The following is a 23,876-nucleotide window of genomic DNA, read 5'->3' on the forward strand; positions in this document are numbered from 1 at the left end:
TTAGGCTATTGTAACCTTGTAACTAACCTTAATCACAATCTGGAGTAAAGATGAAAAAACTCGCTGTATTGATTGCTATGTGTGTGGCCATGCCAGCTGTTGCTGGCGATATTGCTGCCGGGAAAGCGAAATCTGCGACTTGCGCGGCATGTCATGGCGCGAACGGGATTTCACAAATCCCAATGTATCCAAATCTGGCAGGTCAGAAAGAGCAGTACTTAGTACTGCAAATGAAAGCCTTTCGGGATGGTGAGCGCAAGAACATGGTAATGGCGCCAATGGCCAAACCCTTGTCTGACGATGATATCGCCAATCTGTCCGCTTACTACGCCAGCTTGGATCCGGCAGGCAAATAATGCCTTTGCGTATCCTGCTGATTGAGCCGGATGCAACCCTGAAGAAGGATCTTGCCCTGGTGCTGCAAAGCACCGGGGGCTATGAGGTCGAAACACTCGACAGCCCACAACAGGCCACCCCTTTACTGATTTCCCGACCTTTTGCGGTGTTACTGGGTAAGCAGCCCGCACTTAGTAACATGCCTGCCAGTATGCTGAAAATTGGCTACGGTACCTATAGATCTCCGCCGCCGGAACATTGTCTTGGCTGGATTGAACACTGGCAGCCTCTGCCAGGATTTGCCGAACGGGTGCGTTTGTTGCTCGAGGGTTAACCGGCCAGATGTTCGCGGATTAAATTAAGGAAGGCCTCGCCATAGCGAGCCAGTTTAGTTTGGCCGACCCCGCTGACGTTTAGCATCTCTCGCGCACTGGTAGGCAGAATCTCAGCCATATGGGACAAGGTCATATCCGAGAACACCACAAATGGCGGTACTTCGTCTTCCTCGGCAATGGATTTACGCAGCTTTTTCAGTTTGGCAAACAAGGCTCTGTCGTAGTTGCGATTATCCAGCTTGGCTTTTTTACCCAGATTCAGGTTCATTCTGGGTACGGCCAGGCTCACGGGTAACTCTCCCTTAAGCACGGCGCGCGCCGCCTCATTTAGCTTCAGTACCGCATGCTGAGTGATATCCACCCGAATCAGCCCTTGATGAATCAACTGATTAATCAGGTTATGCCACCAGGCATCGCTTTCGTCTTTACCTATGCCGTAGGTACTGAGCTGGTCATGACCGCTGTCGATAATGCGCTTGAGTTTTTTGCCACGTAGCACGTCAATCAAATACTGGCTGGCGGCGGACTGATTGAGCCGGTAGATACAGGACAGCACTTTCTGGGCGGCTACTGTGCCATCAAAGGCTTTAGGTGGGTCGAGGCAAATATCGCAGTTGCCGCAGGCCGAGGCGTTGTATTCACCAAAGTAGTTCAGCAGTACTTGGCGTCGGCAGGTTTGGGCTTCGGCAAAAGCTTCCATGGCGGCAAAACGTTGTAATTCCACTTCCTGACGATGGGGATTGTCAGTCAGGCTGATCCACTCGCGGATGCGGGCCACGTCTTTTTCATCAAACAGTAGCAGCGCCTCGGCCGGGCTGCCGTCACGCCCGGCGCGGCCGGTTTCCTGATAGTAGGATTCAATAGTGCGGGGCAGATCATGATGCACCACATAGCGTACGTTCGGCTTATTGATACCCATGCCGAAGGCCACAGTGGCGACAATCACGTCAATATTGTCTTTTAGGAAGTTTCGCTGGGTGATGTCGCGAATTTCCGCTTCCATACCGGCATGATAACCCGCGCAATTGATGCCGCGATTAGCCAGTTTAAAGGCCACATCTTCCACTTTCTTTCTGCTGTTGCAGTAAATAATGCCGCTACCTTCCTGGCCCTTAATGTAGCTTTCCAGTTGCTCCAGCGGTTTGTATTTCTGCAGCTGGGTATAGCGGATGTTGGGCCTGTCGAAGCTGCCCTGGTGGACCATTGGCTGTTGCAAGCGCAACTGCTGCAAGATATCCAGGCGGGTGGCCGGGTCGGCGGTGGCGGTTAGTCCCATCATGGGCACATGGGGGAAGAAATGCTTAAGTTGCCCTAAAGCCATATAGTCCTGACGAAAATCATGGCCCCAGTGCGATACACAGTGGGCTTCGTCTATAGCAAACAGGCTAATTTGAATATGCTGCAGGCGCTGAATAAACTCAGGCCTCACTAATCGCTCCGGCGCTACATACAAGAGTTTGTACTTACCGTCCTGAACCCCTGCCAATACTTCTAACTGCTCCGGACGAGACAAGGCGGAGGTTAAGTAAGCTGCGCTGACGCCCGAGGCATGCAGCGCATCGACCTGATCTTTCATCAGTGAGATCAGTGGCGAGACTACCAGCGTTAGCCCAGGTAACAGCAGCGCTGGCACCTGATAACACAGGGATTTTCCGCCGCCTGTGGGCATTAGCACTAAGCTGTCCCGGCCATCCAGGCAGGCCTGAATGACTTGCTCCTGGCCGGGTCTGAAACTGTCATAGCCGAAAACATCCCGCAACACACTTTGTGGGCTGGACTGTACTGGATTGGTGGCCAAAACGTCGGACATGGGCAAAGGAGCTGGAAAACAGGGCCGCTAGTCTACCCCAAAGTTACTCAGAATTCATGACGACAATGGCTTGCAATACCGGGTAAAAAGCCTGCTATGATGCCAACAGGTCAAACCAGAGGGTGCTGATGTGCAAACGCAAGGGTTACTGGATAGCAAGCAATTAGGCGAGTATGTGGCCGCGGTGTTCCGTGAACATATGCCGTTTAATCAATTGCTTGGGCTGCAAATCAGCCAGTTTGACGGCGATGGTGTAGAGGTTCGTCTGCCCTGGCATGACGGTTTGATGGGTAATCCTATTCAGAAAATTCTGCATGGCGGAGTGACTGCCGCGGTACTGGATACTGTCGGTGGCTTGATGGCCATTTTGCATGTGGTAAAGGACATGCCGGAACTAACTCTTGAGCAGTTTCAGCAGAGACTGGCGCGTATCGGCACTATTGATATGCGGGTAGATTACCTGCGCCCAGGTAAGGGCAGCGAATTTGTTGCCACAGCCAGTGTGATACGTAAGGGTAGCCGTGTGGCGGTTTGTCGGATGGAGCTGCATAACGAACTGGGCGAGCATATCGCTTTTGGCACTGGTACTTATATGGTGGGATAGACACCATGTTGGAAGCTTGTGGTCGTGCCAGTCCTTGCGCTTACCTCGTTCAAATTGCATCGCTGTGCGAACACGAGGATACTGTACAGCTATGACCGTTCAAGCAGATTGAATGGAACACCATAAGTTACGAAGGAGAGTCTGATGAAGTGGGTGCTTGGCAGTGTTAGCCTGGTTTTGTTGTTAACACTGGCCGCCTGTAGCAGTCCGCCATCACAGGAGTCTTTAGCGCGAACTCCCCGACCTTTTTGTCCCACACCCACCGAGCAGGCTGAGCGGTTAGATCAGGCGCTAACCAGTGAACACAGCCAAGGCACCTTCGACGGCACAGTGCGTATCGTTCAGCATCAGCAACTGGTGTTTGAGTGTGGTTACGGTGATGCGGACCGTGCTCTGCATAAACACAATGATGTGGACAGTCTGAGCGACATGGGCTCCATCGCTAAAACCTTCACGGCCGCCGCTGTTTTGCAACTGCATATTGAGGGCCGGTTACCCCTGACTGCCCGTCTTTCCGAGTTTTATCCAGAAGCGCCAGTCGATAAGCGTGATATCAGCATTGAACAGTTGCTGGCTCATCAAAGCGGTTTGGACAACTTTCACAATCAGTCTGATTTTGACCCGATGAACAGGGACGAAGCGGAGAAACTTATTCTAAGCATGCCGCTGCTGAGTGTGCCAGGTGGCGACATCGCCTACTCCAATGCCGCCTATACATTGTTGGCTGCTATTGTTGAGCGGGTATCCGGTGTCGCGTTTCGTGACTATGTGCATCAGCAGTTACTTGCTCCACTGAAACTGAACAGTACTGGTTTTTACGGCGATAAGAATCTTGATGTCGAGCGGCTTGCCAAAGGTTATGGTGGTCAGGACAGCGGTCAATCCACTTTTGCCAAGCCCTTAACCTGGGCTTTGATGGGCGCTGGCGGCATGGTATCCAGCGTGGCTGATTTGCAGCGTTGGTTTGACGCACTGCAAGGCGGTGGCCAGCTTCCTGCTGAATTGACCAGCTTGTTGTTTCAGCCGGTGAATAAGAAATGGACCTTGGGAAACTGGGCGATCAGCGGCAGCAACGGCATGTCTATCTGGCAAATGGGCGGCAGTAATGATTATGGCTACACGGCGCTGGTGCAGTACGTGCCAGAACGGGACTTGCTTGTGGTACTGATGTTTAACGCTTACTCGAAAAAATACGCCAATGCCACGCACCACAGAATTAGCCGCAACGTACTCTTACCCCTGCTGATCTGACGATAGCTTAACGGAGTTGGTATATGGACATACTGTTATTCTCGGGCCTGCTGGCTGCAATATGGATGGTGGTGGGCGTTGCTGTAGCAGCCAGTCGCTACCCTGGCTACAGCCACAGTCGTCAGTTTTGCAGTGAGTTAGGGGCGGCAGGTAGCCCTACCCAGAAATTTTCCCCCTTGATCAACAATTATCCGCTGGGGATATTATTCTGCCTGTTTGGCTACTACTTACTGACCTTACCGGATGCCCCTGGTGGCTTACAGTGGATGGGTGGGCTGATTATTCTGCATGGTGTGGCTACCTGGGTTGCCGGGTATTTTCCTATGGATGCGGATGCCTACACTGCAACCCCGAGCTGGCACTGTCAGATTCATTCGTGGGCCGGCATGCTGATGCTGCTGAGCCTATTGATTGCCCCGCTATTAAGCTTCACCTTATCGGATAGTCCTTATCTGCCTGGATGGTTTCAATGGTTCTCTTTGGCGTGTGTTATCGCCACGCTATTTTTTACCCTGACCCTCGCAAAGGCTTACAAAGCTCAGTCCAATCCTGGTCTGCATCAGCGGCTTAGTTATGGTGCGCAGTTGGTGTGGTTGGCAGGGTTGTCTGTGACCTTGTGGATGGCATGATGGACTACCAGATTGTCAATGCTACTGAATACGGGGTTGATGCTGCAGCAGATTATTTTCATAGCAAATGGGGTAACAGCCACAATCACCGTTTTTATTTGGATGCTATTCGGCATTCGGACAAGCCTGGGCAGTTACCTAAGTTCTTTTTAATGTTGAAGCATCAACAGGTGGTGGGCTGCTACGGCCTGATTACCAATGATTTTATTAGCCGTTGCGATTTATGGCCGTGGCTGGCCTGCCTGTTTATTGACGAGTCAGAGCGTGGGCAGGGCCTGAGTCAGCGCTTTTTTGAGCATGCCGCGGAACAAGCTTTGGCAATGGGATTTAAGCAGCTCTATCTGACCACAGATCATGATGGCTTATACGAAAAATCAGGTTGGCAACGCCTTGCCGACGGCTACTCACTTTTCGGTGCCAGTACCCGAATTTACCAACATTCGGTGCAAGCCTTGCTTTGCCAGAATAAATAAATTCCAGAGGGCTGTCGAAATCGGATCCAGACGTTCGATTAAAAGAGCAAAACGTTCTAGTTCAATCGGAGATCTTTATGTCAGGCCAAACGATTCGTCTTCACCGTATATTGCGTACCACCCCAGATAAAGTGTATCGCGCCTTTATTGACCCAGCAGCTATGGTTAAATGGCTGCCACCTCATGGCTTTACCGGCGAGGTTCAGGCAATGGACGCCAGGGTAGGCGGTGGCTACAAGATGTCTTTTTGCAATTTTTCTACCGGGCAAAGTCACGGCTTTGGTGGTCGTTATCTGGCGCTGGAGCCGGGTAAGCTAATTCGTTACACCGATCAGTTTGATAATCCTGAATTGCCAGACCAGATGCAGGTCACTATTCAATTCAAGGAGGTGTTATGTGGCACTGAACTGACCATAGTGCAGGAAGGCGTGCCGGACGCTATCCCTGCCGAGTTTTGCTATGCGGGCTGGCAGGAGTCCCTGGCATTACTTGCGTTGTTGGTCGAAGCAGATATTCCCGACCAATAATTCAGCCTTTGTCCAGCTAGTTGACAGATTGTTGGAGAATGATTGTCGACAATCTTGGCGATTATCCTTAAGTCTAATGCCAAAATCCGCGTGTTTTGTCTACAGTTGCATAATAAATATTCAGCCCTGCGTAAAATAACAAGGGTTAACCCTGCAACAAGGTGAAACGAACATGTCATATCAAAGCGAGTACCAACGCGCAATCCAGGAGCCCGAGCATTTCTGGCAAGAAAAAGCGGCCAAGTTACCCTGGTATCGCCAGCCCCAAAACATTCTCAGCACGGACGCGCAGGGTATGCAGCGCTGGTTTGCGGATGGGCAAATGAATACCGCCTATATGGCCCTCGACTGGCATGTTGAACAAGGCCGTGGCGAGCAAACGGCGGTTATCTACGACTCACCTGTCACTAACCAGAAGATTAAAATCAGCTATGCCAGCCTGCTCAAACAAGTGGCCTTGTTTGCTGGTGTGCTTAAAGCGCAGGGCGTGGAAAAAGGCGACCGGGTGGTCATCTATATGCCGATGATACCCGAAGCAGTGGTAGCTATGCTGGCAGTTGCCAGGCTTGGGGCGATTCACTCTGTGGTGTTTGGTGGTTTTGCGCCCCATGAGTTGGCGCTGAGAATTGAAGATGCACAGCCCAAAGTGGTGGTGTCGGCGTCTTGTGGCATAGAAGTGAATAAGGTCATTGAATATAAGCCGATGTTGGATGCTGCTATTGAGCGTTCCAGCCACAAACCTGAGCGCTGCATTATCCTGGAGCGCGAACAAGCGCCAGTGCATCTTACCCAAACTTGGGATTTGGATTGGCACGAAGCGATGGCGAAAGCCACGCCTGCTGATTGTGTGCCAGTGGCGGGAACTGACCCGCTTTATATTCTCTATACCTCGGGTACCACAGGGAAACCCAAGGGAGTCGTCAGGGATAACGGCGGCCATGCGGTGGCGCTCCATTATTCAATGCAGGCCATTTACAATATGCAGCCAGGTGAAGTGTTCTGGGCTGCTTCTGATGTGGGTTGGGTGGTAGGCCATTCCTATATTGTCTACGGGCCGCTATTGGCCGGTTGTACCACAGTATTGTACGAAGGCAAGCCGGTCCGCACACCGGATGCCGGGGCATTCTGGCGGCTGGTGCAGGAATATGGCGTTAAGGTTCTGTTTGCCGCCCCGACGGCATTCAGGGCGATAAAAAAAGAAGATCCGGAAGCGACCAAACTGACTCGTTATAACATTGGCAAGCTGCGGGCCATCTTTATGGCCGGTGAGCGCCTTGATCCGCCTACTTACGATTGGGTAGTGAAGCATACCGGCAAGCCGGTGATCGACCATTGGTGGCAAACTGAAACTGGCTGGGCCATTTGCGCCAATCCTACCGGTATTGAAGATATGCCGCCCAAACCCGGTTCTTCTACCTTGCCGGTGCCAGGATTTGATGTGCAGGTGCTGGACGGCAACGGCCAACCCATGGCCGCTGGTCAGCAAGGCGCCATTGCCATTAAGTTACCTTTGCCGCCAGGCTGTCTGCCAACCATTTGGGGAAATCACGAACGCTTCTGCGCGGGTTATCTGCGTGATTATCCTGGTTATTATTGTTCCGGCGACGGTGGTTACAAAGACCAGGATGGCTACGTGTTTATTATGGGACGTACCGACGATGTGATTAATGTCGCGGGCCACCGACTGTCCACTGGTGAGATGGAAGAGATTCTGGCTGCCCACTCGGCCGTCGCTGAATGCAGCGTGATAGGTATTCAGGATGAATTGAAAGGTCAGGTGCCTATTGGTTTGGTGCTGTTGAAAGATGGCGTAGTGATCGATGAAGCCAGATTACAGGAAGAGTTAGTGGCCATGGTGCGCAGCGAAATAGGCCCTATTGCCTGTTTCCAGCGTGCAGTTGTGGTGCAGCGACTACCCAAAACCCGTTCCGGTAAGATTCTGCGTAAGTTGCTGCGTCAGATAGCCGATGGGCAGGAGTACGTGGTGCCATCCACTATTGATGACCCGGCCAGCTTGTCTGAGATTGAGTCGGTGATGCAGTCGCAGGGCGTAGCGCGCTCATCCTGAGATGATGATGTTCACTATTCGGGGTATAGATCATGTGGTACTGCGGGTCGTGGATTTAGACCGCAGTATCCGTTTTTACCAGTTGGTGCTGGGCTGTGACGTGGTCAAGCGGCAAGCACACTTGGGCTTAGTGCATCTTCGCGCCGGCACTTGTCTGATTGATCTGATTAGCCTGGACGGCAAATTAGGACAGCAAGGGGGAGTGGGCCCCGGTCAGGAAGGGCACAATGTTGATCATTTCTGTTTGCGCATTGACCCTTTTGATGAAGCCGAGCTGGTGGCGCATTTGGCGGGTTTTGGGATTAGCCCGCTGGGGCCTGCCAGCATAAACTTTGGCGCTGAGGGTAATGGCTTGTCCTTGTACTTTAGAGATCCAGACAACAACCTGATAGAGCTTAAAGGCCCGACAATTCCAGCCGGGTAATTTGCGTATCCGCATTTCGCCCAACATACTCTGAGCTAGTCGTTGACAAGGATGTGCCGGCCGCTCCCATTATGACCACAGACTATGACGGTATCGCCGATGAGTATCGCCGGGCTAAATTGCAACCCTGGCGACAGCATATTGAAATGTTTATGTTATCCGAGCTGGTGGGTGATTTAAGCGGCCAAAGCGTATTGGATCTTGCTTGTGGTGAAGGGTTTCACACCCGTATGTTGCGCTATCGTGGAGCGAAGAAAGTGGTGGGGGTAGATATCTCGTCGGCCATGGTTAGCCTGGCTCAGCAACAAGAGATGAAACGCCCACTAGGTATTGATTTTATCCGCTGTGATGTGCGGGATTTGCAGTTGTCTCAACAATTCGATCTGGTGTTTGCCAGTTACCTGCTCAACTATGCGCAATCCGCGCAAGACCTTCAACAGATGTGCCAGACGGTAGCCAGGCATCTGAGACCGGGCGGGCGCTTTATCGGTATTAACAGCAACCCGGACTACAGTGGTGAGCTGCTGAGTATGCGGCCTTATGGATTTACCCGCGACCCCGCGCCTTGTGAGGAAGGTATGCCGTTCAGCTACCATTTCTTTCTGCCCGGCGATCAGATGATTACCGTGACTAACTACCATCTTAGTCGCGCAACTCATGAACAGGCGTTTAACCAGGCGGGACTTGAGGATTTGCAATGGCTGAATCCTCAGGTGTCCCCCGCGGCCCAGGCTGATTACCTGCCCGGCTACTGGGATGCTTTTATTCAATACAAACCTGTGGTGTGTTTCCAAAGCCGTTTTGCTCAGTCCTCGGTCGGGCCGTAGAGTAAGGTTTGTATGTCAACCGCTTCGGCCATGGCCTGATATCCGACGTCACCCGGATGCAAATGATCTCCTGAGTCGAAGCGTGGCAGGAACAGAGCAGGCTGCTGGGGGTCTCTGGTCAGGGCATCAAAATCCACTACGCCATCAAATTCCCCTGCGCTGCGGATCCAATCATTCACCTGCTGACGGACTTGTTCTTTTTGTGCCGTGTAATAGCCTTGCATCGGCGTGCCTTGCAGGGCGCCTTCAAAGGGCGTCAACGTTGCACCTATAATGCGTATCTGATGGAGATGCGCCAAACTAATCAACTGCTGGTAGGCGGTAATTATCTGCTTGGCCGAGACCGGCGGTTTATCCGGGGCTAGTGCAGAGCCGGGCCAGCCGATATCATTTATACCCATCATCAGGATTACGCTGCTTACCCCGGGCTGCGCAAGCACATCCTGTTCAAATCGGGCCAGGGCATTTTCGCCCATACCGCTATCTAGCAAGCGGGCTCCCGAGATGCCGGCGTTTACCACCGCAACATTGTGCGCCGCCAAGCGACTGGCTAAAAAGTCGGGCCAGCGATGATTGCGGCCAATGCTCGAGGCATTGCCATCGGTAATAGAGTCTCCAAAAGCCACCACCACCTTGGCTGAGTCGTTGCGCTGCACGTACAGGGCACTGACAAACATACGGGTTGTTGATGTGCTATCGACCTGCATATCAAGGGAATCCACTTGATTACCAGAACCTATATAAGCCGTTTGCAGACCATCCCAGTGAAAAGTGTCGGGGGAGGTTGGGCGGGGCAAATACATGCTCAAGGTGATATCCGCGTTGTTATCAACCGCCACACTGATCGGATCGCTGATAGCCGAGGCCCCCGCCGGTATAGTCACATCGCGCTGCCCACCAAAATGCACAGGGTAAGCACTGTGTATTGTGGCGCCGTCTTTTGTGATGGCCGCAGAAGTCGCGCCAATGTTAAGGGGTTGTGTGCCGTATTGGTTTGAAATCCGTAGCCGCAGTTGCTGGCCGCCCAGGCTCAGATGCAGCACCTGGCGTAGGGTTTGGTCCCACAGCTGAGGTGGTACCCTGATCGGCAGGGCAAAGTCGCCCTTCCAGGTTGGTTGCGGGCTGGCTGCCCAACTCGTTACCCAGCTTTGCGCAGCCGGGGCGGCTTGGCTGGGCATGTACGTACTCACCAGTAGCAGTAGCATAGCGAAGGCGCTGTGCGCGGCCTTAAAAGGCCGGCGCTGCAAGGTTTGCATAGGTATTCTCCCTGGTTGCCTCTGTGCTGACAGCACTTTGGATTTAACTGATACTGTCAACGACGCCTCCGTCTACCCTTAGGGCCGCGCCCGTGGTGGCGCTGGCTTGCGGCGAGGCCAGATAGGTGACCATGCTGGCGACTTCTGCAACGGTAGCGGGACGTTGAATAATCGAGGTGGGTCTGTGTTCACGGACAAAATTGGTTCCAAACTCTTCCAGACATTGGCCTGCCTGCTTAGCTCCTTCACGGAAGAAGGTTTCTACCCCTTCAGATAATGTTGGACCGGGAAGTACCGCGTTGACCGTCACGCCAGAGCCAGCAACCCGTTTGGCTAATCCTCGTGACACCGCCAGATTGGCGGTTTTAGTCATGCCGTAATGAATCATATCGGCAGGAATTTGCAGACCGGACTCGGAGGAAATAAAGATCACCCTGCCCCAGTTTCGGCTCAGCATGCCTGGTACATAAGCACGTGACAGGCGTATGCCGCTCAACACATTGACGTCAAAAAACCGCTGCCATTCCTCATCCGGGGTGGCAAAAAAGTCCATCAGGCCGTAGATGCCCAGATTGTTGATCAGAATATCGGCATGGGGCTCTTGTGCCAGCAAGGTCTGACAACCTTCAGCAGTGGCAAGGTCGGCCGCTACACCGCGGATAGTGGGCTGGGGAAACTCCTCGCGGAGTTTTGCTATTGCCTCAGTGACGGCCTGCGGTTTACGACCGTTGATGACTACAGTGGCGCCACAAGCCAGCAGCCCCTGGGCGATGGCAAAGCCGATGCCTAGAGTAGACCCTGAGATAAAGGCCGTTTTATTGGTTAAGTTTATTTGCATAGAGATTCCAAGTTATTCACAAACACAGGGTTGACCCTGCAAAGAAGTGGATTGAGAGGCGCTTGCCTCCAAATAGCGACTCAGCAAGGCTGTGGCTATAGCCGCCATGGGGACCAAAGCCGCTACCCAAGTAATGGCCGACAACCCAGGGCCAGATTCAATTACCCAGCCACCCAACCAGGCACCCAGAGCATTCCCCAAATTGAAGGCTGCAATATTGAAACTGGAGATCAGACTTTGACTACCGCCCTGGGCTTTGTTTAACACCCACATTTGTAAGGGGGCTGCCGTGGCAAAGGAAGCCACGCCAAGCAGCAGAACAAACAACAGCATCAACATCTGGTTTTCGAGAACCAGGCTCATCAGCGCCATCACTAGTGCCAGGATCAGCATGCTTGCCAACACACTGAACATCAGGTGCTTATCAGCAGCTTTGCCGCCCAGCAAGTTACCGATAATCATGCCCAGACCAAACAGCAGCAGAATGGGCGAGACGGCATTCTCGGAAAAGCCGCTTAGTTGAGTGAGTAGTGGTGCGATGTATGTCAGTACCGCAAATACGCCACCAAAACCCAGCACTGTGGTGAGCAGCCCTAGTAATACCGGAGCCCGGCGCAATACTTTGAGGTCTTGACGCCAGTTGACACTTTCTGTGTTGGTGTGTTGACCGGGGACAAAACGCCATAGCACCAATAGTGCCAGCACGCCGATTATACTGACGGCCCAGAAGGTGGCACGCCAGCTGACCATTTGTCCAAGCCAGGTACCAAAAGGTACCCCTAGAATATTGGCAACGGTCAAACCAGTGAACATGATGGCGATGGCCGACGCCTTGCGTTCAGGGGCAACCAGCGATGTCGCCACAATGGCGCCCACACCAAAAAAGGTACCATGGGCAAAGGCGGTGACCACCCGTGCCAGCATCAGGCTGGTGTAATCCGGCGCCAGCGCGCAGCCGATGTTGCCCAGGGTAAACACCAGCATTAACACCAATAACGTTCGCTTATGTGGCCAGGCCGCAGTCAGGCTGGTCATCAACGGTGCCCCTACCACCACGCCCAGGGCATAACCTGAGATCAGCATGCCGGCGTCCGGTACGCTGACTTGCAGGTCCTGACTGACTTCGAGCAGCAGCCCCATAATCACAAACTCGGTCACACCTATGCCAAAAGCACCCACAGTGAGGGCCAGCAATGCGGCAGGTAATTTAGTCTTGGCTGACCGGCTCATAACCGGCAACCTGGTTGAACAGTGTGCATATTCATCTCACTTGCAAAAGGAATATGCCTATTGTGGGGTGACGCAGGCTGAATGATAATTGCCGTACTGTATAAAACACTTTCAAAGAATTATTGAAAATGAACAGGCTGGATGATCTGCAACTTTTTGTTGAGGCGGCGCGCCAGGGCTCTTTGAGCGGCGCGGCGCGTATTCTCGGGCGCACGCCGGCGGTGGCCAGCGCCAGTCTGAAACGTCTGGAAACTCAGCTTAGAGTGAAACTGGTTGAGCGCAATACCCGCAACTTGCGTTTAACTCCTGAGGGCACTTTGTTTCTGGATAAAGTTGCACAAGGACTGACGCTGCTCGAAGACGCCCAGCAGGTGGTTCGCCATGATTGTGCGGAGATTTCAGGGGAGATTCGCCTGACCGCGTCGGTGGATTTGGCCCGTCAATGGATTATGCCCTTGATGGATGAATTCCAGTCAGTGCATCCGCAGGTTTACTTTACCTTGCTAGCTGGCGATGCGGTGCGTGATTTGGTCTTGGAACCTCTGGATCTGGCTTTACGATATGGTGAGTTACCTGATTCCGCGCTAGTGGCTCGGCGCTTGCTGAATAACCGGCGAATGCTGGTGGCCAGTCCGAGCTATATTGAACGTCATCCTCCACTGCTGCATCCGCAGGATTTACTTCACCACAATTGTTTGATTTTTCAGAGTCAGGAACGGGCTTACCGTCGCTGGGCCTTTCATCAGGGCAGTGATGCTGTGGTGGTAGAGGTTAAAGGCGACAGGGTATGCAATGACGGCTCATTGGTCAGGGAGTGGGCATTGCTGGGCAGAGGTATTGCCTACAAAAGCCATCTGGATGTTTACCGGGACCTGCAAGCCGGTAACTTAGTGCAATTGTTGCCGGACTGGCAAGGGGACTCAGCTCCTTTGAGCGCCGTGTATCCGGGCTCCGGCCCCAGGCCGCCGCGGGTTAAGAAATTTGTCGAGTTCCTTGCCCAACACTTTAAAACCCTTGAATAGCCAACATTACCTCAGGAAGTCATTATGTTTGTTGTAGTACTCACTTATATAAAACCACTGGAGCAGGTGGAAAAGCTGCTGGCAGAGCATATTGCGTTTTTGGATTGTCACTATGCATCAGGCTGTTTTATTGCCTCGGGTCGCAGAGTGCCGCGCAATGGTGGTGTGATTCTGGCCCGTGGTGAAGACCCTGAGCAGTTGCAGGCCATATTGGCGCAAGATCCATTCTATCGTGAAGGTGTTGCCAGATATGACCTTTACCCCTTTGTACCAAGTAAAATGCAACCGGGATTTGAACAGTTTATCTGAGGTGTCAGGGGCTGGTATTAGCACCAGATAGGCTTTAAAGCACAGAGTAGTTCGCTATGTATATAGGAAAAGTGGCCAGTCTGACCGGTCTGTCCATCAAGGCCATACGGCTATACGAAGAGAAAGGCCTGATTGCGCCTCCTAAACGACAGGGTAAATACCGGGTATATGAGTCATCCCATATTGATGCCTTGCATTTGATTCGGGAGGCCCGGCAGCTAGGTATCAGTTTGAGTCGTTTGCAGCCTGTGATGCAATATCGCAGAGGGGCCCTCGACTGGCAGGGCATACGGCAATTTTTGCTAGAGATTCGCGGTGAGATGGAAGCACAGATTCGGCAAACTCAGATACGTATTCAACGATTGGACGCCTGTTGTGAGGAGATCGGCCACTGTCCCTTGACTCTGCCCTAAAGGGGAGACGCTAGACTGCCCCTTTGTTTACCAAAGGAGGTAGTGTGAAAAAGCGAATTCTGGTTATTAGCGGTAGCCCCAAAGTCGGTAGTTTCAGTGAATCTTTAGCTTTGTCTTATCAGGCTGGGGCAGCTGAAGACCATGAGGTGCAGCTGTGCTTGCTGTCTGCCATGGAGTTTAACCCGGACTTAAGCCAAGGCTATGCGCAGGTACAACCGCTGGAAGATAGTCTTGAGCGTTTCCAGCAGCAGCTCAGGTGGGCGGAGCACCTGGTGGTGTACAGCCCAGTGTGGTGGGGCGGGCTGCCCGCTAAGTTTAAAGGTTTATTTGATCGTACCTTGTTACCCGGTTTTGCGTTTCGCTTTGAGAAGGGCATGAGTGTGCAGCAAAAATTACTCACAGGTAAAACTGCCAGTCTGGTACTGACTATGGATACCCCACCCTGGTATTTTCGCTGGTGGCAAGGGGCTCCGGCGATTAAACAGCTTAAAATTACCACTTTGGAATTTTGTGGGATCCGCTGTACCAGCCAGCACCTGCTTGGCCCTATGATCAGTGCCACGGACAAGCAGAAAGCCACTTGGCTGACACAAGCCAAACAGCAGGGGTTGCAAGGTAAGTAAGTCCTTGCCTGGAGATGGCGGGCAGGTTAGCTTGGTGCCACCTAGAGATCATCTGTCTGATAATGCTTAAAGGACTAAACCATATCACCTTGGCCGTCGCCGATGTGCAGCGCTCGGTAGATTTTTATACCTTATTGCTTGGTTTCAAGGGGCATGCGCGCTGGCAGCGGGGAGCCTATCTGAGCCTGGGTGAATTGTGGCTGTGTTTGTCATTGGACAAGCCCGAGCCAGCGCAAGATTACACGCATCTGGCCTTTAGTTTGGACAAAGCTGACTTCGAACCGTTTTGCCAGCGTTTGCAGCAAGCGGGTACAAGCTTGTGGAAAGACAATAGTAGTGAGGGGGAATCACTGTATTTTCTGGATCCTGACGGCCATAAACTGGAGGCGCATGTGGGCGATCTAACCAGCCGTCTGCATAGCCTGCGTCAGCATCCCTATGACGGTTTACAGTGGTTGTGATAGATTGGGACTCTGTCTGAGACAAGGAGCATTCCATGCGCAACAGATTAATTTGGTTGGCCATTACCCCATTATTATTCGCTTGTAGCCAGGCCGAGAAGACGCCTCCTGAAGCTGCGGTAAAGGACTTCCTGCCTTCGGTTTCATACCTCTGCGACAGCGGTGAAATGGTTGAGGCTGCTTATACCACTGAGCAGCAAGCCAGTATCAGATACAAACAGCATATTCATGCTATGCAAATCACCGCTAGTGCCAGTGGCGCTAAGTATCAGGGCAGTAGCCTGACCTGGTGGACTAAAGGCAGTGGGGCGGGCAGTGAAGCCATGCTGTTGGACCAAAAAGGTCAAAGCCTGGAGCACTGTAAAGAAGTTTCCATGGTGGTCAACCCTGTTGCAGCACAGGTAGTCGGTGAATTCACTATTCCAAAGCGCGTAGGTTCATTTGACGGGCTGCGCCTGGAACTGACTCTCTTCAAGTATGACCCGCGTATCGCAGACAAAGCCGCCGAACGGGTCGACAGTCTGGTTATTGACAACTTCAGTCACGTACAGGAGTTTGTGACCCAGCAGGATTTTGTCCTGGGCCAGAATATCAAACTGGATCCGGAGCAAGGGTATTACCTGACGTTGTTTGTGCTGGACGGACAACGTCGCACCCATATGGGCATCTGTCAGCATAGCCCGGACAACCTGTGTAAAGTACTGACTCAGGGTGGCCCTTTGCAGGTTGAATTTGTGGTTAACCCGGTAGATAACCGGGGTGAGCCCAGTAGCTAAGTGTTGGAGTAGATGATGTTGAACAATCAGGTAACGGTGAGCACCGAATGGCTTGCTGCCCACCGCAAAGATACCAATCTGGTGTTGCTGGATGCCAGTATGCCGTTACCTGGCCAGGCCGCGAGCCCCGACCTGTGTTGTATTGCAGGGGCCCTGCGCTTTGATATTGATAAGGTGGTTTGTCAGCCTCACTCGCCCCTGCCGCATACCATGCCGGATGCTTCGCTGTTTGCCCAATTGGTGGGCGAGCTTGGGATCGACAATAACAGCCTGATCGTGGTGTATGACAATATAGGCCTTTATTCGGCCCCCCGTGCCTGGTGGATGTTCAAATGCATGGGGCACGACAAAGTCTATGTATTGGATGGTGGTTTGCCTAAGTGGCAGGCGGAAAGCGGGGCTCTGGCGAATGAATACGCACTGCCCGGCCAAGGCAAGCTATATCAGGCGCAACTGCAGGAGAACGCACTTATTACTGCAGAGCAGCTACTGGCTGTTAGCGGACAGGGTGATTATCTGGTGCTGGATGCCCGCAGTGCAGGGCGCTTCGAAGGCACGCAGCCGGAGCCACGGGCAGGTCTGCGCTCAGGTCATATTCCCGGTTCTGCGAATTTACCTTTTACCCTGTTGCAGGAACAGGGCTGTCTGCTGCCACCTGCGCAACTGCAGGAACAGTTTCAAGCACAAGGGCTTACCCAGGAAAAACAACTGGTGTGCAGCTGTGGCTCTGGTGTGACGGCTTGTGTGCTATTGATGGCAGCCTATGCTTGCGGGCACCGCAACCTGACACTTTATGACGGCTCCTGGACGGAATGGGGTGCACGAGCTGATTTGCCCGTTGCTTGAATTGCGCAAGAATGGTCAAGCGACGCATACCGGGCATGGGTAAGCTCTATACAAATCTAATGAGTGCCGCCTATGCCGAATCTGCAAGCCGTCTGTGAATATATCGACTGTCATCTGAGCCAAGAACTCAGACTAGAGGAATTAAGCCGTCTGGCCTATCAGTCGCCTTTTCACTTTCACCGCTTGTTCTCTGCGCAAATGGGGTTAGGGCTTAGTGCCTATATTCGCCAAGCCCGCCTGAAACGCGCTACTTGGCAGTTAGCGTTTCGCCCGCAAATGAGTATTACCTGTATTGCGCTGGATAACGGTTACCAGAGTCTGGAGGGCTTCTCCAGGGCTTTTAGACTGGTCAGTGGGCTGAGTCCCTCTGCTTTTCGTCAAAACCCGGACTGGCATTGGTGGCAGCACTATCCACAGAAGGAAACCATCATGACATCCACATCCGACTTTCAGGTTCAACTCGTGCAGCGCACAACTACCCCTGTTGCATTACTGGTCCATCAAGGGGCTCCCCATTTACTGGGACAAAGTATCCAGCGCTTTATTGCCTGGCGTAAGGCCAACCAACTGCCACCGGCTAAAAGCGCTACCTTCAACTTACTTTACGATGACCCGTCAGAAACCCCACCAGAGGATTACCGCTTTGGATTGGCCTGCGAATATCGGGGGCCGGCAAGTGACGAAATAGATGTCACTGAACTACCTGCTGGTACTTATGCCAGGCTGAGTGTCAAAGGGGGAGATCAGCAACTGGAAGAGGCTATTCGTTATCTGTATGGCCACTGGTTGCCAGAACAAGCCTGTCAGGCGGGGAACTATCCGTTGTTTTTGCAGCGCCTAAGCTTTTATCCTGATGTACCCGCCAGTCAGGCGCAGACTGATATTTACCTGCTGCTGAAGCCCAATTGAGCTGACTCGTCTGCACAATCAGAAATTCTTCATGTTAGTTCATAACAAAATAAGGTTGATTTAGTTGTTCGGTTGGAACATCTTGTGTATCCATCCTCTTTTTGCTGGGAGGACTGGAATGTCTAAATGGTTCGCTTTTAGCTGGCTGTGTGCCGTCTTATGTGTAGGGGGTTGTCAGAACCTGCCGACGTCGCAGGAGATTGAACGCAAGCACTACGCCCCTTTTGAGCGGGACTTAGGTATAAGTGCGGTTAGCAGGGTCGGTAATCAATTGTATCTGTCGGGTATCGTCGGATCGGGGGAGGATATGTCGGCGCAACTGAAAAGTTGTTACCAGACCATCAGTGATATTCTCGCCGACTACGGCACAGACACTCGAGCTATTGTCCGGGAAACCATCTACACCCGGGATATAGACAAGCTGAAGACATTACAGGATGAGAGAAAGGCATTCTTTGCCCATGGCAATTATCCCAGTGCAACCTGGGTGCAGGTGGAGCGGCTTTATCTGCAAGAGTTTTTGATTGAAGTAGAAGTACAGGTTTTACTTCCGGTACAAGGAGACAACTAAAATGAAGTATCTGATTATATTCTGCGCGTTATTGGCAAGCAGTGTTATGGCGCACCCGCTAAAGGGCAGTTGGCAGCTCAAATCTGGGTTCTATGTGAATGAGCAGGGGCAAAAGATTGACTATGAAGGCTTGAAGCTGAGCGCTATCAAAGTGGTCTCAGATAATCATTTCAGCTTTATCACCATGTCCGATGGAAAATTCTGGGCGGCGGGTGCCGGCAACTTTGAAGCCAATGATAAAACTTACACCGAGCGCCCAGTGCATACCTCATACCCGGTTCCTGCTGACGGGAAGTACCAGTTTGATTACAAACTGGAAGGTGATCTCTGGAAGAAAAACCGCTGGCAGGATGGTCAGTTGGTTGAGCATGAAGTATGGCAGCGTCTGCCCTGACGTCAGCCGTTTACCTCGCAAAGACGGCATGGTCTAAGGGCAGAGAATGACCTTGCCGTCACTTTTGTGCGCCGCGTAGTGTTCCAGCGCTGTAACGAAGTCATCGAAGCCGGTTTGCGCGTAGATATCCGTATTAAAGGTGCCGTCATTAAAGAGTTGCTGCACTTTTCTGTTTAACGTTATCACCTGCCAAATCGGGGCTTTTTTCAGGGTGCGAGCCAGCCAGAAGCCTTCAATACGCACGTCGCGAAAAATCACATCAGCCACACTGAAGTTACCACCCAGAGGATCCTGACTCTCTTCCAGCCTGCCGTAAACAATGGCCGTGCTGCCGCTTGGCATCTGCCTAAGTAAAAGCGCGGTGTCCTGGTCAGCAACCGCATCCATTAAAACCGAAGCGCCACAAGCTTCCACGGCGTCTTTAAGTTGCTGATTAAAATCGTGATCTGTGGTTAACAAGGCATAATCAGCACCCAGCTTACGTAACACCTCCAGATTGGGCTGACTGCGCACGGTGGCAATGGTTTTCATACCCTGCGTTTGGGCGTAACGAATGAGTCCTTTTCCTACCTGGCTGGCCGCCGCATTGATGACGATAGCGCGGGCGCCGAGTTGCCGGGCACGTTCAATTAAGCAGATAGAGGTTAAGGGATTCACTATAAGGGTAGCCCCTTGCGCGTTGCTGATGCTGTCGCGTAGTGGCAAACAGTAACTAGCCAGTGTACAAGCATATTTGGCCCATAAACCGTCCTGTCCGGGTTGCGCCGAGAGTGCCACACGCTTGCCGACCAGCCATTTTCCATACAAGCCGGCATTGGCTTTGATAACCAGTCCGCAGCCTTCAAACCCTGCATAGGCATTCGCTTGCGGCGGCAATCCATATTGGCCTCGCAAGTAAACTAAATCTGACGGATTCACCGGTGACGCCAGCATCTTGACCAACACTTGACCTTGTTGAGGTGTGGGGATGGGCTTCTCGTGCAGAGATAAGCGCTGGTGGAAAGGTGCCTGGGTATCATCCAGCAAATTAAGGGCGAAGCCGAGATTAGTGTCGGACATAGTGGTTCCTGTTGTTGTTTTTATGCTTGGCAGATTACCGGGTATGTCTGCCGCGGGTCAAAGATTAGGTCTAAACAAGGGCTGCTGTAGGTAGACATTTCATATTATTCATTCGAAATTTCTGAACCAATTTTTAAGAAATCCCTTAATATTTATAGCTAAAGCGAATTAAAGGGCGGTATCTGCCCGATTGCGATAAGGATTTGTGAATGCTGAAAACAACATTGGGACAATGGCGTATGTTCCGTGCGGTGGTGGAATATGGTGGGTTTAGCCAGGCCGGAGATGCTATCCACAAGAGCCAGTCAACCATTCACCATGCCGTGCAGAAACTGGAAGACTCGCTAGGTATTAAGCTACTTAAAGTACAGGGGCGAAAAGTAGGCCTGACCCAGGCCGGCGAGTTAATGTTGCGCCGGGCAAACTACTTACTTGATGAAGCGGCAAAGTTGGAGGCGGTGGCAACCGGATTAGGGTCAGGTACCGAAACCCAATTAAAAATCGCTGTCGATGAGGTGTTCCCACAAAATTTGCTGTACCGGGTGCTGGACACAGTATCTGCACAGTTTCCACTTTTACGTATTGAGCTGATGGAAACCGTGCTAAGTGGTGCACAGGAGCTGCTGGAAAAAGCCAAAGTGGACATTGCAATCTCGCCCGTGGCGCTGGCAAACGGCTTCAATGAGGAGTTCTGCCAGATTGAGTTTCTGGCCGTGGCGAATCCTAGTCATGCATTGCATCAGCAAGAACAGGCACTGAGTTTTGAAGATCTGAAATCACACAGGCAAATTGTGGTCAGGGATTCTGCCAGTAGCTCAGGCAAAGATGTGGGCTGGCTGGGGGCTGATCAGCGCTGGACCGTGAGCCATGTGCGCACTTCAATAGATATGATCAGTCAGGGATTTGGCTATGCCTGGTTACCTGTGCCTGCCATTGAGCAAGAGTTGCAGTCTGGTCTGCTTAAGCCGTTGCCTTTGGCACAGGGGGTAAAACGTACAGCCCAATTGTATTTGTGCTTTGCAGATGGGGACCGCTTGGGACCGGCAGCACGCACATTTATTGGTGAACTGCGCTATCAGTCACAAACTATGCTGACCGCAGAGCAATTGGATACTGCCGATTCGTTTTAATCAGAAGATTTACCCTCTTATATCAGTTAACCTTTTGAATTATTGTGTATTTATAATTTTATTAAAGATGGGAAGTGCGGATGTTAACACGGAGAGATTTTTTAGTGGCGGGCACAGCTGCGGTAGCGGCTAACTGTATTCCTGGCCTGTCTTTAGCGGCCAGCAGAAACTGGCGGGCTCTCGCTTCTTTACCTGTGCCTTTACAAGAAATTTATCCGTGCATTTTCAAAGATAAAATAGTGATTGCTGGCGCTCTGGAACAGGTGCAAGAGGGCAAGGGACTGCTGGGAAATATGAGTCCATCAAAATCGGTCCATCTTTATGATTTTAAGGACAATAGCTGGTACAAAGGGCCTGAATTACCAGAGCCTCGTCATCATTTAGGTCTTGCCTCAGACGAGCACTCCTTGTTTGCTATTGGTGGCTTCAGTTCTGACAAGCAGGATGCCTGGAAGATGGAAAGCCAGGTTTGGCAATTGAGCTCTTTTGCTGAAAGCTGGCAGCCTATTACTTCATTGCCGGTGCCTCAGGCTGAAGCAGGTTATGCCTTTCTAGGCAAGGATTTGCATGTAGTGGGCGGGCGTACTCACATCAAAGGTCAGTTAAACGACACTTCTGCACACCATTTTTATGACGGTGCATCATGGCAACCGGCGGCACCTCTGCCCGTGGCCAGGAACTCATTCTCCTGTGTGGCACACAATAATGGATTAATCGTGGTTGGCGGCCGCATTTATCAAAAACAGCATGAAAACCAGGCTCGCGTTGATTTTTATGAAAAGCAAACCGACCGGTGGTTTGAATTGGCGCCCTTGCCCAAGGCCAGCGCTGGCACTGCAGCGGCGGTGTGGCAAAACGAACTGTATTTGTTTGGTGGCGAAGCCTATTACTTTTCCCAACAAGACAAACAATGGACATTAACGTCCAGCGAAACGTATAACCAAATTTGGCAATATAGTTTTGCTAAGGATGAATGGCACACCCTGCCAGTGGCAATGAGTTCAACCCGTCACGGCTTAGGTGCGGTATCTACCCAATATGGGATTTATCTGCTCGGCGGCGCGAGGCAAGCTGGCATTGAAGGGGTGAGCAACCTAGTAGAAAAATTTACCTACTTGGGGTGATCTTTCATTTGTAAACTCGGCCTGAACGCTTAGATCAAGGCAAAATAGTTATATTCTAAATAAACGAATGTTTTTGCAGGTTTTATCTAATTTAAGTTCTTTAAATTCGTTTATATAGTGAGTCCATGTGAACTTCAAATTGAGGACAAATCATGGATTACATCAGACTTGCTGATGATCGCGGTCGGGCTAATTTTGGTTGGTTGGACAGCCGTCACACCTTTTCATTTGGTCACTACCATGATGCCAAGCATATGGGCATTTCCGCACTGCGCGTTATCAATGATGACAGGGTGCGCGGTGGTGCTGGCTTTGACACGCACGGTCACCGCGATATGGAGATTATCTCCTATGTGCTGGATGGTGCTTTGCAACATAAAGACAGTACCGGTAACGAGTTTATTATTCCTGCTGGTGATGTGCAGCTGATGAGTGCAGGCAGCGGTATAATGCATTCGGAATACAATGCATCCGCAAACGACCCTGTGCATTTTTTGCAGATCTGGATTCAGCCCAATATACGTGGGGTCAAACCCGGCTACCAACAGGCGACCATCAAGCAGCATGGCAAACTCACGGCACTGGTGACGCCAGATGGCAGAGATGGCAGCTTATCTATCCGCCAGGATGCCACTTTGTCGCGCCTTGCGCTGCAGGCAGGGGAGAGCATCGAGCTGTATGTGGGTAGCCGTAGCGGCTATTTGCACATGCTCAGTGGCCAAGCGCACAGCGGCCAGCAACGCTTGCAAGGTGGCGATGGTGTTGGTCTGGTGCGAAGCGACGCATTGGTTTTACAAGCCGACACAGACTTGCAGGCGCTGTGGTTTGATTTGCCGGAGCAGGCGAGCTGACTATGCTGATGGATATGGATCCCTTTAGTCTAGGTCTGATTGCACTGGTTGTGGTGTTGACCGGGATTTCCAAATCCGGATTCGCCGGGGCACTGGGGATATTCTCTGTGCCCCTTCTACTGTTGGTTTTGTCGCCTCAGCAGGCTTTGGGGTTGATGTTGCCGCTGTTGCTGCTGGCCGATATGTTCAGTTTAAAAAGCTATTGGCGCCAATGGGACAGTGCAAGACTACGAGTTTTATTACCCGGCGTGGCAATAGGTTTGTTACTGGGCAGTTTGCTGCTTGGGCATCTCCCCACGCTCTGGTTACAAGGGTTGATTGGTTCTCTGAGTTGTTTGTTTGCACTGCGCTATTTGTTGGGCCGACATCTGCGTGGTGCCTGGTTGGCAAGCCGGCCTGCAGGGCTTGTGCTGGCTTCGGCATCTGGATTAAGCAGCACCTTGCTGCATGCCGGGGGCCCTCCTCTGATGATGCATTTGTTGTCGCTAATCCTGCCTTCCGCGACTTTAGTGGCGACAAGCGCGGTGGTATATGCGGGTATGAACGTCGCAAAACTATTACCCTTTGTGTATTACGGCGTGCTTGACTGGCATCTGGTTGGCTTGGCGCTGGTTTTTTTTCCGCTGACCTGGCTGGGTAATCGCCTGGGGTTGTGGTTGCGTACCCGGCTGAATCATAGAGTCTTTATGGGGATCTTGCATGGGTTGCTACTGCTAATGGGGATAAAATTGATCTGGCAGGCAATTTGATCCTTCTGACTGGTTCACAGCGCGCTATTGC

General features: G+C 51.9%; 29 protein-coding genes. 24 read left to right on the forward strand and 5 right to left on the reverse strand.

Annotated features, from left to right (window positions below):
* Window positions 1-50: 50 nt before the first annotated feature.
* Together KJY73_RS11025 and KJY73_RS11030 are read left to right on the forward strand one after the other, a co-directional pair.
* On the forward strand, window positions 51-356 hold the full coding sequence (locus KJY73_RS11025) for a c-type cytochrome (RefSeq protein ID WP_214343825.1): 306 nt from the start codon (window positions 51-53) through the stop codon (window positions 354-356).
* A complete protein-coding gene (locus tag KJY73_RS11030; RefSeq protein ID WP_206594635.1) occupies window positions 356-670 on the forward strand; it encodes a hypothetical protein in 315 nt (104 codons plus the stop codon). The genes KJY73_RS11025 and KJY73_RS11030 overlap by 1 nt, the downstream gene beginning before the upstream one ends.
* Here the strand turns inward: KJY73_RS11030 and recQ are convergent.
* Window positions 667-2,481, reverse strand: coding sequence for a DNA helicase RecQ (recQ, locus tag KJY73_RS11035; protein WP_206594634.1), 1,815 nt, complete (start codon window positions 2,479-2,481; stop codon window positions 667-669). The two genes, KJY73_RS11030 and recQ, sit on opposite strands and share 4 nt — an antisense overlap.
* Window positions 2,482-2,611: 130 nt before the next feature.
* Here recQ and KJY73_RS11040 point away from each other — a divergent pair, with 130 nt between their 5' ends.
* The 8 genes from KJY73_RS11040 (at window position 2,612) to KJY73_RS11075 (ending at window position 9,284) form a co-directional block, all read left to right on the forward strand.
* Entirely contained in the window at window positions 2,612-3,085 is a 474-nt protein-coding gene (locus KJY73_RS11040; protein WP_332874192.1) for a thioesterase family protein, read from the forward strand.
* A 144-nt stretch (window positions 3,086-3,229) separates the two neighbouring features.
* The gene (locus KJY73_RS11045; protein ID WP_214343826.1) at window positions 3,230-4,336 is read left to right on the forward strand and encodes a serine hydrolase domain-containing protein; all 1,107 of its coding nucleotides are present in this window, start codon (window positions 3,230-3,232) and stop codon (window positions 4,334-4,336) included.
* Window positions 4,337-4,359: 23 nt separating this feature from the next.
* Entirely contained in the window at window positions 4,360-4,965 is a 606-nt protein-coding gene (locus KJY73_RS11050; RefSeq protein ID WP_214343827.1) for a DUF998 domain-containing protein, read from the forward strand.
* The gene (locus KJY73_RS11055) at window positions 4,962-5,438 is read left to right on the forward strand and encodes a GNAT family N-acetyltransferase (RefSeq protein ID WP_214343828.1); all 477 of its coding nucleotides are present in this window, start codon (window positions 4,962-4,964) and stop codon (window positions 5,436-5,438) included. The genes KJY73_RS11050 and KJY73_RS11055 overlap by 4 nt, the downstream gene beginning before the upstream one ends.
* A gap of 77 nt (window positions 5,439-5,515) precedes the next feature.
* Window positions 5,516-5,965 (forward strand): SRPBCC family protein, encoded by a 450-nt coding sequence (locus KJY73_RS11060; protein ID WP_214343829.1) that lies wholly within the window; start codon window positions 5,516-5,518, stop codon window positions 5,963-5,965.
* 172 nt (window positions 5,966-6,137) lie between these two features.
* Complete coding sequence (locus tag KJY73_RS11065) at window positions 6,138-8,033, forward strand: propionyl-CoA synthetase (RefSeq protein WP_214343830.1); 1,896 nt, start codon at window positions 6,138-6,140, stop codon at window positions 8,031-8,033.
* A 7-nt stretch (window positions 8,034-8,040) separates the two neighbouring features.
* Window positions 8,041-8,457 (forward strand): VOC family protein, encoded by a 417-nt coding sequence (locus KJY73_RS11070; protein ID WP_214343831.1) that lies wholly within the window; start codon window positions 8,041-8,043, stop codon window positions 8,455-8,457.
* A 53-nt stretch (window positions 8,458-8,510) separates the two neighbouring features.
* Entirely contained in the window at window positions 8,511-9,284 is a 774-nt protein-coding gene (locus KJY73_RS11075; protein ID WP_214343832.1) for a class I SAM-dependent methyltransferase, read from the forward strand.
* On the opposite strand, the gene KJY73_RS11080 is transcribed toward KJY73_RS11075, so the two are convergent.
* The 3 genes from KJY73_RS11080 to KJY73_RS11090 are packed head-to-tail and all read right to left on the reverse strand — an operon-like array spanning window position 9,263 to window position 12,608.
* Window positions 9,263-10,540, reverse strand: a complete 1,278-nt coding sequence (locus tag KJY73_RS11080; RefSeq protein ID WP_214343833.1) for an SGNH/GDSL hydrolase family protein — start codon at window positions 10,538-10,540, stop codon at window positions 9,263-9,265. The genes KJY73_RS11075 and KJY73_RS11080 overlap by 22 nt on opposite strands.
* Before the next feature lie 43 nt (window positions 10,541-10,583).
* Window positions 10,584-11,378, reverse strand: coding sequence for an SDR family NAD(P)-dependent oxidoreductase (locus KJY73_RS11085; protein WP_214343834.1), 795 nt, complete (start codon window positions 11,376-11,378; stop codon window positions 10,584-10,586).
* 12 nt (window positions 11,379-11,390) lie between these two features.
* Window positions 11,391-12,608 (reverse strand): MFS transporter, encoded by a 1,218-nt coding sequence (locus KJY73_RS11090; protein WP_214343835.1) that lies wholly within the window; start codon window positions 12,606-12,608, stop codon window positions 11,391-11,393.
* 128 nt (window positions 12,609-12,736) lie between these two features.
* On the opposite strand from KJY73_RS11090, the gene KJY73_RS11095 reads away from it, so the two are divergent.
* From KJY73_RS11095 to KJY73_RS11140, 10 genes are all read left to right on the forward strand, one after another.
* Window positions 12,737-13,630: a LysR family transcriptional regulator gene (locus tag KJY73_RS11095; RefSeq protein ID WP_214343836.1), complete on the forward strand. Its 894-nt coding sequence runs from the start codon at window positions 12,737-12,739 to the stop codon at window positions 13,628-13,630.
* A 24-nt stretch (window positions 13,631-13,654) separates the two neighbouring features.
* Complete coding sequence (locus tag KJY73_RS11100) at window positions 13,655-13,939, forward strand: YciI family protein (RefSeq protein WP_214343837.1); 285 nt, start codon at window positions 13,655-13,657, stop codon at window positions 13,937-13,939.
* Between the two features lie 56 nt (window positions 13,940-13,995).
* Complete coding sequence (locus KJY73_RS11105) at window positions 13,996-14,352, forward strand: MerR family transcriptional regulator (protein ID WP_214343838.1); 357 nt, start codon at window positions 13,996-13,998, stop codon at window positions 14,350-14,352.
* A 44-nt stretch (window positions 14,353-14,396) separates the two neighbouring features.
* The gene (locus KJY73_RS11110; RefSeq protein WP_214343839.1) at window positions 14,397-14,975 is read left to right on the forward strand and encodes an NAD(P)H-dependent oxidoreductase; all 579 of its coding nucleotides are present in this window, start codon (window positions 14,397-14,399) and stop codon (window positions 14,973-14,975) included.
* A gap of 62 nt (window positions 14,976-15,037) precedes the next feature.
* Complete coding sequence (fos, locus tag KJY73_RS11115) at window positions 15,038-15,436, forward strand: fosfomycin resistance glutathione transferase (RefSeq protein WP_214343840.1); 399 nt, start codon at window positions 15,038-15,040, stop codon at window positions 15,434-15,436.
* A gap of 35 nt (window positions 15,437-15,471) precedes the next feature.
* Complete coding sequence (locus tag KJY73_RS11120) at window positions 15,472-16,212, forward strand: MliC family protein (protein WP_214343841.1); 741 nt, start codon at window positions 15,472-15,474, stop codon at window positions 16,210-16,212.
* Between the two features lie 12 nt (window positions 16,213-16,224).
* Window positions 16,225-17,058, forward strand: coding sequence for a 3-mercaptopyruvate sulfurtransferase (gene sseA / locus KJY73_RS11125; RefSeq protein ID WP_214343842.1), 834 nt, complete (start codon window positions 16,225-16,227; stop codon window positions 17,056-17,058).
* Between the two features lie 72 nt (window positions 17,059-17,130).
* The gene (locus KJY73_RS11130) at window positions 17,131-17,967 is read left to right on the forward strand and encodes an AraC family transcriptional regulator (protein WP_214343843.1); all 837 of its coding nucleotides are present in this window, start codon (window positions 17,131-17,133) and stop codon (window positions 17,965-17,967) included.
* Window positions 17,968-18,085: 118 nt separating this feature from the next.
* Window positions 18,086-18,538: a RidA family protein gene (locus tag KJY73_RS11135; protein WP_214343844.1), complete on the forward strand. Its 453-nt coding sequence runs from the start codon at window positions 18,086-18,088 to the stop codon at window positions 18,536-18,538.
* Window position 18,539: 1 nt separating this feature from the next.
* Window positions 18,540-18,932 (forward strand): hypothetical protein, encoded by a 393-nt coding sequence (locus KJY73_RS11140; protein ID WP_214343845.1) that lies wholly within the window; start codon window positions 18,540-18,542, stop codon window positions 18,930-18,932.
* A gap of 33 nt (window positions 18,933-18,965) precedes the next feature.
* Here the strand turns inward: KJY73_RS11140 and KJY73_RS11145 are convergent, their stop codons facing one another.
* Window positions 18,966-19,991, reverse strand: coding sequence for a zinc-binding dehydrogenase (locus KJY73_RS11145; protein ID WP_214343846.1), 1,026 nt, complete (start codon window positions 19,989-19,991; stop codon window positions 18,966-18,968).
* Between the two features lie 209 nt (window positions 19,992-20,200).
* On the opposite strand from KJY73_RS11145, the gene KJY73_RS11150 reads away from it, so the two are divergent.
* From KJY73_RS11150 to KJY73_RS11165, 4 genes are all read left to right on the forward strand, one after another.
* Window positions 20,201-21,121, forward strand: a complete 921-nt coding sequence (locus tag KJY73_RS11150) for a LysR family transcriptional regulator (RefSeq protein WP_214343847.1) — start codon at window positions 20,201-20,203, stop codon at window positions 21,119-21,121.
* A gap of 80 nt (window positions 21,122-21,201) precedes the next feature.
* The gene (locus tag KJY73_RS11155) at window positions 21,202-22,245 is read left to right on the forward strand and encodes a Kelch repeat-containing protein (RefSeq protein ID WP_214343848.1); all 1,044 of its coding nucleotides are present in this window, start codon (window positions 21,202-21,204) and stop codon (window positions 22,243-22,245) included.
* A gap of 152 nt (window positions 22,246-22,397) precedes the next feature.
* Window positions 22,398-23,096, forward strand: a complete 699-nt coding sequence (locus tag KJY73_RS11160) for a pirin family protein (RefSeq protein WP_214343849.1) — start codon at window positions 22,398-22,400, stop codon at window positions 23,094-23,096.
* A 2-nt stretch (window positions 23,097-23,098) separates the two neighbouring features.
* The gene (locus KJY73_RS11165; protein ID WP_214343850.1) at window positions 23,099-23,845 is read left to right on the forward strand and encodes a sulfite exporter TauE/SafE family protein; all 747 of its coding nucleotides are present in this window, start codon (window positions 23,099-23,101) and stop codon (window positions 23,843-23,845) included.
* The last annotated feature ends 31 nt before the right edge of the window (window positions 23,846-23,876 follow it).

Origin of the sequence: Bowmanella yangjiangensis (assembly GCF_018531185.1) — a bacterium.
Lineage (GTDB): Bacteria > Pseudomonadota > Gammaproteobacteria > Enterobacterales > Alteromonadaceae > Bowmanella > Bowmanella yangjiangensis.